We start from the raw sequence: 12,123 nt of genomic DNA on the forward strand, positions 1-12,123 counted from the left end.
GTCTCGTGGGCTCGGAGATGTGTATAAGAGACAGCTCCCGTTGTTCCTGTTGCTCCTGTTAAACCCGTCGGACCTGTTGTTCCTGTTGTTCCTGTTGCTCCTGTTAAACCCGTCGGACCTGTTGCTCCCTTTGCTCCTGTTGTTCCTGTTACTCCTGTTGCTCCTGTTACTCCTGTTGCTCCTGTTAGTCCTGTTGCTCCTGTTGCTCCTGTTGCTCCTGTTAAACCCGTCGGACCTGTTGCTCCCGTTGTTCCTGTTATTCCTGTTAAACCCGTCGGACCTGTTGCTCCCGTTGTTCCTGGTAAACCAGTTGGACCTGTTACTCCCGGTGATCCTGGTAAACCGGTCGGGCCTGTTACTCCCGGTGATCCTGGTAAACCAGTTGGACCTGTTACTCCCGGTGATCCTGGTAAACCAGTTGGACCCGTCGCACCGGTCATTCCCGTTAAACCCGTTGGGCCCGTTGGAATATAAATTGGGGGAAGAACTGGAAACGTAGGTCCAATGTTTTCAGGTTCTATCATAGCTTTATTTATTGATAGTTTATTATCTCGCTTCACTTTAATACCTCGTTCCACATTTTTGTTTACTACTTAACAAAATAATACATCTATCATTTTAGAAGAATTCCATAACTACTTTTTTCATTCTCAAATGATTTTTACATATAGTAAACTTTTTACCGTTGCTATAACTAGTAGTAATAATATAATAAAATGATAGTTCCATTTCAAAATACTAAATCGGTTACGTTCTAATTTAAAAATGAGGTGATTTATATTCAAAATAGGAATAAAAAAATGAAAAAAGAACTATTATCACTGGCTCTTGAAATTATTCTTCCATACAGACTTACATGTCCTACTGGGCCCACAGGTATTACCGGTCCTACTGGCATTACTGGACCCATTATTACAACAAACTCTATGTTCGCTAATAATACATTAGGTGGTCCCATCTCAGTCATATTAGGTGGAACTAATATTCCACTTTCTAATAACCAAAGTCTCGGTAATTTTACAGTGAACGCTACAAATGATATATATATATATACATATATACAATTCCTGTTACTGGAAGATATTATTTAACCTATCAAATTAATACAACAACTTCTCTACTTGCTGGTACAAGGCTACTATTAAACTCTTCGACTCCACTTCCCGGATCTATTTTTTCACCCGCAATATCAACTTCAAATTATAATAATAATTTAATAACCAATTTAATTGCTGGTAATACAATTTCCCTTCAACTATTCGGCGTATTATCCATAGTTAATTTAGTTGGAGGTGGTTCAACAGGTGCCTCTTTAACAATTATACGAATCGATTAATAAATGATTCATTCTTTTTTATACTAAACATTCTTAGCTGCTAAAGTAGTAACTATTACGTCATTCCTAAAGCTAATAATATTTCAATAATTTCACGACAGTTATTAAGCAATAAAAACAATTTGTACTATATTCATAGTAGTAACCATCTATACTAAATTTTCCGTATATACATTATCAATTTACACTTCTCCCTGCCAATGTTACATTGAATAAGAAGACAGTTTCCCAAAATGCGAACCATCTCAAAACGTATTTGAGAAACATACTCCAATCCTATACGCGAGAGCAATACTATGTCGACACTCAAACGAGTGTCTTTTTTTATGAATTTTAAAAAATAAAACCATCTCTTATAGATGGTTTATCAACATACATTTCTTTATATTCTTGATGCAATGGTAAGTTTATGCAGCTGGATAATAAATGGTCATACTTAACCGAGTTAGCGTACTTCCGGAATTATGATAAGAGTGCGGTCTATCCGCCTTAAAGCGAATTGCATCTCCGCTATTTAATGTATATTGACAATCATTTATTTCAATTATCAATTCCCCTTCAAACACCGTTATAAACTCTTCGGTTCCTTCTTTATGGCCTTCCGAACTTAATTTTCCTTCTGTTTCAATTTCAACCGTATAGATTTCAAAGTTCCTATCATCTTGAAAAGGAAAAGAAGGATACACTTTATATCTCCCATTGTCTTCTGATAATACTTGAACATCATTTCGTAAAACAACTTTCGTATCTGGTTGCGGATTATTGATTAAAGAAGTAAAAGACACTTTCAAACCATTAGCAATTTTCCATATCGTTGTTAATGTTGGACTTGACTCTCCTCGTTCAATTTGTCCAATCATCGTTTTACTCACACCTGTTAATTGAGAGACCTTTTCTAAACTCATTTTCTCTTTTTCACGTATTGTTTTTAAATTTTTTGCTAAAATAAGTTGAATTTCTTCCATAAGAAACACCCCTACACTATATACAATATAACGACCGTTATGTATAATAAAAAGCACACGTTATATTGTTCTTTTTGGTCATTATAACACACACTAAATAATTAGGGGGTATTAAAATGCCTATATTTTCTTTTTTGTTATTTGTTTTTATAAGTAGCTTCACACCCGGACCTAACAATTTTTTAGCTATGACATACGCCAATCAACACGGTTTAAAAAGGAGTATGCAATTTTGTTTTGGAGTAGCTTTCGGGTTTTTCATCCTCACTTCCTTATGTAGCTTCTTTAATATTGTACTAATTAATATCCTACCCATAATAGAATTCCCTTTAAAAATTTTAGGTGTAGCATATATGCTATATTTAGCTTTTAAAATACTCACTAGTAAAACTAGTACCGATCCCGATGAAAAACATAATAAAAACTTATTCACAGTGGGGATTTTTCTTCAATTTGTTAATCCTAAAGGGATACTATTCGGGCTGACGGTAGTGTCAACTTTTATTCTCCCTTACTATAATTCATATTCAAGTTTTCTACTTTTCTCATTATTTCTAGGTGTAGTCGGGTTAATGAGTACATTTAGTTGGAGCTTATTTGGTTCCATGTTCCAAAAGCTTTTATTAAAGCATACGAAATCATTTAACATCATTATGGCTGTTTTATTAGTTTTCAGTGCTATTTCAATTGTAATCAATTAAATTCAAGTTCTAAATTTCTGTTCTTTTTAAAAGTATGTTTTAAAAAATATTGCTAAGATGCCCAATGAATCTCCCCCTTACATGCATTACTTATTTAATTTTAAGGCGGTAATCTTCTATATCTACTCTTATTCATACGAGATAAAATAAAAAGAGGATTACTCATTATAAGTAATCCTCTTTTTTGACTATTGATTTTTAAATATTCTGTTCCACTAAACTAAAATCGTTACTTAACTTCATACCAACAGCCTTTACGATCAAGGTAATCCGTCATTCCTTTAAGTTGCGCATCTGAAGTTGGTTCAGAGATAAAATATGTTAGACCATCAGATTGTAAGATGAAGTTAGCTGTCATTTTTAGTGACGTTAATGCCCCCATTACATCGTCTTCTGTGTTATAAACACAGATCGTTCTTTCCTTGAACTCCATCCCTAACATTCCATCATCACCTAAAAGCTTTACGTTACCCTCCATTCTTTTAACCTCACTTTCTTTTCAAAGGATTATTTTGTTCAGTTCCTTATAAAGTGTTAATATTCTTCATAAAGGAGGTCTACTAATGAAAAATTCCTGGAAGAAAGTTTCTTTAATTGCTTTCATAGTAATTGTCCTTTTAATAATTTTATATTTTGGCGGTATGTCACTTTTTTGGAATCAGCCCTGAATAAAACTCAATATTCCGTCAATACTGCAGACAACCCATTAAGTTACTTTCTCCTTGTTCCCCCTTGGAGAACCAGCCGGGCAGTTAGCTTTTGCTAGCTGCTCTTTTATTCTGTAATCCTCCAAATAATGTTCCTTCTTCAATTTGCTTGAGAAATTCATCATCAACAGCATTTTCTACATCTCTCATAAGTTTAATTAACACCTTATCATCTTCTTTACGGGCTATTTTATCTAAAGTGTCCCAATAAGCACCTTTTATTGAGCTATACATCTTGTACCATCTCCGTTTCAACTTTCCGTTTACAATTCTCAATCACTTTCTCTCTTAAATGCTCCGGTATGTCTTCAATCAACACATTCACATAACATCTCTTTTTGTGGATTTCCAAACTCTTATACAATTTCTCAATATTTTTACGCACCATATATTGCGCTTTAAGAAATGCTCTATTTGAACTAACTGGTGAATGAGAAACGATTTTACCAGTTACCATTTCAGTGATGACAAACATTCTCTTTGAAACGCTGTATCGCGAGAACAGATAAACACCTTCAATATTTCCGCAATACTCTTGTATCTCCACAAACACACCATCAACTGCCCCGAAAACAGCTTTATTAATAATCACACCAACCTCATACTTTTCACCTACATTCAATGGTCCTTGAATTGCATTAAAGTAACGATCTTCCTCATTAAACATATTTGCTACTATTCCTATGAATCTCATATCCATTCCCCTTTTCTACAAAATGAAATTTTTATACAAAAAACACTCAATTAAACAAACGTAACTTCAGATGATATATTGCATTCTTTTTAGGGTGGATAGTCGCTACAGAAGGGCGCTTTCCGAAGCGCTCTTTTTAATATCCCCTGCACTGAATAATTGTTGAATCATATATTAATTTCGAGAACACTCACAAGTCATAGGTTTACAATAGGTCTTGGTCAGAAGAGCACTTATATATGGTGCTCTTTTTGGTATGGAATGTGAAATAGAGACTTGCTCTTAAAACCTTTCATGTGATTTTTATGGTTTTTCCTTACACCCGTATGTCTGCTTGCTCATAAGTTGTTAAAGTATAAATAAAAATTGGCTAGTTATTTATAACGGAGGTGTAAAAATGAGTAAATTTAAAAAGAAATGTCACATCCCATTTCCATGCGCCTTTCCTTTGCCTCAAATCGGGTCTACTGGACCTTCGGGACCTACTGGAGCTACTGGACCTTCAGGTGGACCTCGGGGGCCTACCGGACCTACTGGAATTCAAGGTAACCCGGGACCTACTGGTCCTCAAGGGATTTCTGGACCTCAAGGGATTCCTGGGATTTCTGGATCTATTGGTCCAACTGGACCTTCTGGAATTCAAGGTATCCAAGGCATCCAAGGCATTCCTGGCATTCAAGGTCCTATTGGACCCACTGGAATAACAGGGGTCACTGGAATTCAAGGGATTCAAGGCATTCAAGGGATTCCTGGCATTCCTGGCATTCAAGGGATTCCTGGCCCGACCGGCCCTCAAGGGATTCCTGGCATTCCTGGTTCTGTAGGTCCAACTGGACCAACCGGACTTCAAGGTATCCAAGGCATCCAAGGCATTCCTGGCCCCACTGGACCTCAAGGAAGTCAAGGGATTCAGGGGATTCAAGGTAATCCAGGGCCTATTGGTCCTATTGGACCCACTGGAATAACTGGGGCGACTGGAATTCAGGGTATCCAAGGTATTCAAGGTAATCCAGGACTTATTGGACCTATCGGCCCGACTGGACCAACTGGGCTTCAAGGTATCCAAGGCATTCCTGGGCCTACTGGATTACCAGGAACCGCTGGAGCTACCGGACCTACTGGGCCTGCCGGTCTTACAGTATCTGGTTTATCTCAGTATGCTTATGTTTTCAATACAGCAGCTCAAGTTGTTGCCTTAGAAGCACCTATTCTTTTTAATTCACACGGTAGAATCACATCCGGTTTTACTCATACTCTTGGAACTTCTCAGATGACAGTTATTAATGCTGGAGATTATAAAATTTCTTTTTCTGTATCAGGAGTTGAACCTAATCAATTTGCCCTCTTTTTAAATGGGGCTCCCGTTACCAACTCCATTTATGGATCAGGTGCGGGTACTCAACAAAACAATGGGCAAACAATTCTCACTTTAGCAGCAGGTGATATTCTTACCCTTAATAATCATACTTCCGCTGCTGCGGTTACTTTGCAGACTTTGGCAGGTGGAACACAAACAAATGTAAATGCTTCAATTGTAATTGAAAAGTTAGATTAATTTAATCATTTGTTTCCTGAAACTCTGTCAGTAAATAACTTGGGTTGGATTCTTTTTTCAACAAACAGTTAGCATTTGCTAGCTTCTTTTTGTATGGAGTGGAAAATAAATTTTAAGTCTTATTTCTTTTCTACGTCATATATTTTTAACCTAAACATCCAGCTCAAAGTGTTACCTCCTAATTTAAAGAGCACTTATGCATGGTGCTCTTTTTTATTTTGTTTTCTTTCATTTCTCAACACTTCAGTTATGGAAATTGATTACCTTTTATGGTAATATATTGGTAATTTTACAAACTTCTATTGTTCCATTAAAAGGACCCGCACCCCTAATCAGGTCCTTTTTAATGTTTTCTACTTAAATAGCGTTTTTATATTAAATCTCGAACATTCCTAAAAAACATACAGTATCATGAGGTATTCTTTTTTATTTTTATTAAGGAGCGCTTTAAAAAGCGCTCTTTAGTTTTTAAATAAAGATTTTGTTTTACTTTTGCTAGCTACCCTTCCCTTGTATAAATGCACCTTTTTTTACATACCATATTAAAATCTAAATAATTCTCTTTTAGGACGGTACAAATATGAACAAGGCAGTAAAATACATTTTAATCTTCTTTTGTACGGTGTTTTATATTGTAATTATTGGCGGTATTGTCTATCAAAACTTTGTTCAAGAGCATTTTATTCCTCCAAGCAAGAAATCTAAGATTGAACATAAACATTCATAATTAGCTATAAGAAGCGCTCTACAAGGCGCTCTTTAACTTTAAAATAAGAATTTTGTTTAATTACTATTAACATTTTAGATTTCTTTGAATACATTAATATCAAAAGAAATTCTATATGGTGCTCTGGTCCAGTTACCTTGAATTTCTTGCAGACCTTGTGTGAAGAATCCGTTTATAACAAACGGGTTCTTTTATTTTGGGTTATAAAATAACTATTTTGTTTAAATTTATCTTAATTCACATCAGATTTTCTTAACATTCGAATTAACAACTATATAATATAATTAAACTATTTGTATGAGGGGTGATTATTATGAACTGGAAACAAAAATACAATCCAAAGTATCTCTTTTACCGCATGTATAGTTATATTTATAAAGCCCTTGATGATATATCATGGTCCTTAAAATAATTTAGATTGTTATGAGTACACATTTTTTGTGTGCTCTTTTCATATTCCTATAAAATAACGCTCTCATTTTAAAGTTATATTGTTATTAAATTATCTATTCTACTCCTCTTCTCTTGTTCATATGCCAGGTTCTTTATTCATGAACTAAAAATAATTGACATTACTGAATGGAGGTTAACTATGTCTTTTGCAAATATTATTAAATACGGACGCGTTCCTCACTTTAATTCTAACTTTCCTTTGATTTTATTTTGGAGTCAGAAAAGTGGCTGTACTTCTCTTGCACATTGGTTTTTTTATCAAATAAATTTATTTAAACAAGCCATAAAATACGATTCCTTCATCCATAATTATGAAAATGAAATATACAAAAACTCCTCGGACTACTTTATTGAACTAGCTGCGGCTTTATATACAAACGGAAAAGATACCTATAAATTAGTGAGAAACCCCTATACAAGAGCTGTAAGTTCATTCTTTTCACTAATTGCCCCCCCTTACATAGAAAACCCAGCATGGAATCCTATTCGGAATTTTTATTATGGTAATGAATTTTGTAATAAGCCTATTTCATTTAAAATCTTTCTCTACTATTTAAAAGCGCAAATGAAAGATTTAGAACAAGTAGATCCACATTTAATGCAGCAATATGAACCAGCTGAGGAGGAGTTTGTTACAAAGTATATCTACCTTGAAAATTTCTCTACTGAAATTGCGCACTTAGAACAAACATATCAATTAAAAACTTCTCCTTTACACATACTAACCAAATCATGGCATCATCAGAAGGACAGAGCGATTTTTAGAGGTGATTTTGCAGATGCTGATATTACCGATCCTTTATTCCCACGCCTCCCAACATACGATAGTTTTTATGATCATGAAACTATCCAATTAGTACAAGATATTTTTAATAAAGATTTTAGCACGTACAATTACCCATTAACTCCTTTAAAAAATAAGTGATTTTCTAATTGTAGTCCCATATATTATAGAGAAACTTAAATTCACCTATTTAAGTTTCCTCATAAAACTCTCGTAGTAAGTTGGGGCACTGGAAACAGTGTCTTTTTTTAATAAAATTCAAATTGTATTATTCATTAAATTATTAAAACATATAAATATAACGTGAAATACTCATTAAGGTTGTCTTCATTCGCTCTATTTGTTCCATTGCCGTTGTATAATCAAAGTTCAATTATTTCACTATTAAATACAAAAACTTCGATTTCATAGTTTACGTCATAATCATGCAACACTTTTTCGGAACAATTTGTACATCCAAAAATTACAAGTGAACGATTGGGTCATAAAGGTTTTTTCATAACCTTACGAATGTTTTACCTTGGATGCAAGAATACGCAGTTAAAACATTTAGTGAACAACTATTTGGATAATAATGTTTACAAATATAAAAATACGGTTTCTCTTTCCTAGAGAAACCGCATTATATTAAAGTTTTTATTAAATTTTAAACTGACTCGTATACAGATCAAAGTAAAACCCTCTATCTTCCATAAGAGATTCATGATTCCCTCTTTCCAAAATACTTCCATCTTTTATAACAAGAATTTGATCTGCTTTTTCAATCGTTTTCAGTCGATGAGCGATTACAAAACTTGTTCGACCTTTCATTAAATTATTTAGTCCTTCTTGAATTTGCAATTCTGTTCTCGTATCAATATTTGATGTTGCTTCGTCGAGAATTAATATATCTGCATCTGCTAAAATCGCCCGCGCAATCGCAAGAAGTTGTTTTTGTCCTTGACTTAAATTCGATCCTTCTGAAGCAATTTTTGTTTCATATTGATTCGGTAAATGTTTAATAAAAGAATGCGCAGATGCTGCCTTAGCTGCATTGATTACTTCATCATCACTAGCATCTAATCGACCATAACGAATATTATCCATAATCGTCCCAGCAAATAAGTACGTATCTTGTAAAACTACTCCTATTTTACTTCGTAACGAATTAATATCATAATCTTTTATATCTTTTCCATCGATATGAATTTGCCCTTGCTGTATATCGTAAAAGCGAGTTAGCAAATTAATGATTGTTGTTTTGCCCGATCCAGTTGGACCAACTAAAGCAATTGTCTCCCCTGGCTGTGCCTTAAGACTCACTTCTTTTAAAATCGTTTTATTTTCCTCATAACCAAATGAAACATTCTCGAGTGCAACATGCCCTTGTAAATTTTGTACAATGCATGCATCTTTTTTATTTTGAATTTCTGGTACTTCATCCATAATTTCAAAGACACGTTCTCCACCAGCAACTGCCGCTTGAATTGTATTCATTAAAGTTGCGAATTGACTTAGTGGTCTTGAGAATTGACGAGAATAATTAATAAAAGCCGCAATGACACCTACTGTTGTCATTCCATTTAAAACCATAACTGAACCTGTCCCAATTACAAGCCCCATACCTAAGTTATTTATAAAGTTCATACTTGGAAAAATAAAAGCTGAAAATGTATCCGCCTTCGTAGCAGACATTCTGAGTTGTTCATTAATTTTATTAAAATTTTGTACGGTTTCTTTTTCTTTCCCGTATAACGTTGTAACATCCGCTCCAGTTATAGCTTCTTCAATAAAACCATTTAATTCTCCTAAATCTTTTTGACGCTTTGCAAAGTTTTTACCACTATAAGTAACTAGTTTTTTTGTAACGAAAAACATAATAGGTACTGTAATTAAAGTAACAATCGCTAAAATCCAATCTAATGCGAACATCGCAATCGTTACACCTATAAAGGTTAATGCTGATGAAATAATTTGTACAACACTTTGCGTCAACGCTTGATTCAAATTATCTATATCATTTGTAACACGGCTCATTAAATCCCCTTGAGAACGTACATCAAAGAACCGTAAAGAAAGCGTTTGGATTTTCTCAAAAATATCTTGTCGTATTTTTTGTATTGTTTTTAATGCAACGTTAACCATGACAAATGTTTGTAGCCAAGTTAACAATACTGTTACACCGTAAATCGCGATAAGTAACAAACACATTCTCGCCGTACCGCTTAAATCTTTCGGTACAATATATTGATCGATAATTACTCCCATTAAATAAGGACCTAATAACCCAAGTAATGTCGTAACAAATACTAAAAATATAACGAACGTAAGAGCAACCTTTTGATACCCCATATAGTTCCATACTCGCAATACAGTTCCTTTAGTGTTTCTAGCTTCACCCATTTTAGGCGCGTTACGCCCACCTTTATTAGCAAATTGCCCTTGAAAATTACGCATGTTCTTTCCCACCTTCTTTATGTAAATTGCCACCTTGGGAAAGATAGATTTCTTGATATACCTCACATCGTTCTAACAATTCTTCATGTGTACCATCATCAACTAATTCACCGTTATCTAAAACAAGAATTTTATCAGCATCTATTATAGATGAGATTTTAGAGGCAATTAATAATGTTGTTGTTCCTTTATATTCTGTTCTTAATGCCGATTGAATGTTAGATTCTGATTTCGCATCAACTGCTGATGTAGAATCATCTAATATAAGAATGGATGGCCTTCTCACAAGTGCCCTTGCAATTGATACACGTTGTTTTTGTCCACCTGATAAATTCGTCGCACCTTGTGTTAAATGATATTGATATGAATCTTCCAACTTGTTAATAAACTCAGTCGCACAAGCTGATGAAGCCGCTACTTCCAGTTCGTCATTCGTTGCATCTTCTTTACCATAACGTAAGTTCTCTTCTATGCTACCTGAAAACAATAATGCCTTTTGAGGTACAAACCCGATTGAAGCACGAAGTTTTTGTAAATCGTATGCTCTAACATTTATTCCATCAATGCATACTTCCCCTTGATCAACATCGTATAAACGCGGTAACAGTTTTGCTAAAGTAGATTTACCACTTCCTGTAGAACCGATAATTCCTACTTTTTCACCTTTACATATGTTAAATGAAATATCTTTTAAAACATATTCATTATTTTTCGTGTAACTATAACTAACATTTTTAAAGTCAATTTGTCCCTCGATTTGCTTAGGTGCAACCGCATTTGTTTCCGTCGTAATATCAACTTCAGTATTTAAAACTTGCTGTACACGATCCGCAGATGGAAATGCTCGCGCGATTTGCATAAATACCATACTTATAGACATAAGTGACATTAAAATAATATTCAAATAGTTTATAAACGCTAAAATAGCTCCTACTTGAAGCGTTCCATCAAATACTTTTTCTCCACCAATCCATAATGTTGCGACAATCCCGCCGCTTACAACTAACATAATGATTGGCATCATTATGGAAATAAGCTGCACCGCTCGAATATTTATCTTTGTTAAATTTGTATTAACATTTCCAAACTGAGTAATTTCATATTTTTGTCTTACATACGCTTTAATAACACGTACTCCAGATAAATTTTCTTGTAGCTTTGTATTCACTTTATCTAATGCTTCTTGCACTTTTTTGAACGTTCCGCTCGCTTTACTTGCAATGAATATAATCGCAAGTAATAAAATTGGAACAACTACAAGTAATATAGGAAATAACTCGCGTGCTGTTACAAAAACAATTATTATACTTCCGATAAATAACAAAGGACCACGAACAAGTACACGTAATGTCATCGTCATCGCCGATTGAATAGAAGTAATATCATTTGTCACAATCGTTAATAATTTCCCAGTTCCAAATGAATCACGATTTTCACTAGAAAATGTTTCTACTTTCGCAAATACATCTTTTCGTATGTCTGTAGCGAAATTAACAGCTGCTTTTGTAGAATACATCATACACCCAAGTCCTCCAACTAAACCGAGTGCTGCAGCTCCTATCATAAGAAGCCCCATTTTTATTACATAATTCAAATCACGATTTGCTATCCCAACATCAATAATATGTTGCATAATAGTTGGTTGAATTAAGTCCATCGCAACCTCAAGTACCATAAATAGTGGTCCAATAATCGCGAAGAACATGTATGGTTTTAAATAATGTAATAATTTGCGAAATGATTTCATACTTAATCTCCTTTTTCC

The 12,123-nt window shown here is 34.3% G+C and carries 9 protein-coding genes and 2 pseudogenes; 5 read left to right on the plus strand and 6 right to left on the minus strand.

Annotated features, from left to right (window positions below; translation table 11 throughout):
- The first annotated feature begins 770 nt into the window (after positions 1–770).
- Positions 771–1,336, plus strand: a pseudogene (locus tag JDS82_RS25145) (BclA C-terminal domain-containing protein).
- A gap of 407 nt (positions 1,337–1,743) precedes the next feature.
- On the opposite strand, the gene JDS82_RS25150 reads toward JDS82_RS25145, so the two are convergent.
- A complete protein-coding gene (locus JDS82_RS25150) occupies positions 1,744–2,358 on the minus strand; it encodes a helix-turn-helix domain-containing protein (RefSeq protein ID WP_097860314.1) in 615 nt (204 codons plus the stop codon).
- 59 nt (positions 2,359–2,417) lie between these two features.
- On the opposite strand from JDS82_RS25150, the gene JDS82_RS25155 reads away from it, so the two are divergent.
- A complete protein-coding gene (locus JDS82_RS25155) occupies positions 2,418–3,002 on the plus strand; it encodes a LysE family transporter (RefSeq protein WP_001121296.1) in 585 nt (194 codons plus the stop codon).
- Positions 3,003–3,231: 229 nt separating this feature from the next.
- Here the strand turns inward: JDS82_RS25155 and JDS82_RS25160 are convergent.
- From JDS82_RS25160 to JDS82_RS25170, 3 genes and pseudogenes are all read right to left on the minus strand, one after another.
- A pseudogene (locus JDS82_RS25160) lies at positions 3,232–3,390 on the minus strand (N-acetylmuramoyl-L-alanine amidase C-terminal domain-containing protein); the annotation flags it as partial.
- 364 nt (positions 3,391–3,754) lie between these two features.
- Complete coding sequence (locus tag JDS82_RS25165) at positions 3,755–3,943, minus strand: hypothetical protein (RefSeq protein WP_000287392.1); 189 nt, start codon at positions 3,941–3,943, stop codon at positions 3,755–3,757.
- Positions 3,936–4,403 (minus strand): hypothetical protein, encoded by a 468-nt coding sequence (locus JDS82_RS25170; protein WP_001210994.1) that lies wholly within the window; start codon positions 4,401–4,403, stop codon positions 3,936–3,938. Before JDS82_RS25170 ends, JDS82_RS25165 begins: the two co-directional genes overlap by 8 nt.
- 397 nt (positions 4,404–4,800) lie before the next feature.
- Here JDS82_RS25170 and JDS82_RS25175 point away from each other — a divergent pair, with 397 nt between their 5' ends.
- The 3 genes from JDS82_RS25175 (at position 4,801) to JDS82_RS25185 (ending at position 8,063) form a co-directional block, all read left to right on the plus strand.
- Positions 4,801–5,958 (plus strand): BclA C-terminal domain-containing protein, encoded by a 1,158-nt coding sequence (locus tag JDS82_RS25175; RefSeq protein ID WP_199714135.1) that lies wholly within the window; start codon positions 4,801–4,803, stop codon positions 5,956–5,958.
- Between the two features lie 580 nt (positions 5,959–6,538).
- Entirely contained in the window at positions 6,539–6,685 is a 147-nt protein-coding gene (locus tag JDS82_RS25180; protein WP_001030513.1) for a hypothetical protein, read from the plus strand.
- A 592-nt stretch (positions 6,686–7,277) separates the two neighbouring features.
- Positions 7,278–8,063 carry a sulfotransferase family 2 domain-containing protein gene (locus tag JDS82_RS25185; protein ID WP_048566424.1) on the plus strand — a complete coding sequence of 262 codons (786 nt, stop codon included), beginning with the start codon at positions 7,278–7,280 and terminating at the stop codon, positions 8,061–8,063.
- 498 nt (positions 8,064–8,561) lie between these two features.
- Here JDS82_RS25185 and JDS82_RS25190 read toward each other — a convergent pair whose 3' ends face one another.
- Entirely contained in the window at positions 8,562–10,358 is a 1,797-nt protein-coding gene (locus JDS82_RS25190; RefSeq protein ID WP_061672983.1) for an ABC transporter ATP-binding protein, read from the minus strand.
- On the minus strand, positions 10,351–12,105 hold the full coding sequence (locus JDS82_RS25195; RefSeq protein ID WP_048566426.1) for an ABC transporter ATP-binding protein: 1,755 nt from the start codon (positions 12,103–12,105) through the stop codon (positions 10,351–10,353). Before JDS82_RS25195 ends, JDS82_RS25190 begins: the two co-directional genes overlap by 8 nt.
- Positions 12,106–12,123: the final 18 nt, after the last annotated feature.

The sequence above is a fragment of the Bacillus cereus group sp. N14 genome, assembly GCF_016483555.1.
GTDB lineage: Bacteria > Bacillota > Bacilli > Bacillales > Bacillaceae_G > Bacillus_A > Bacillus_A wiedmannii.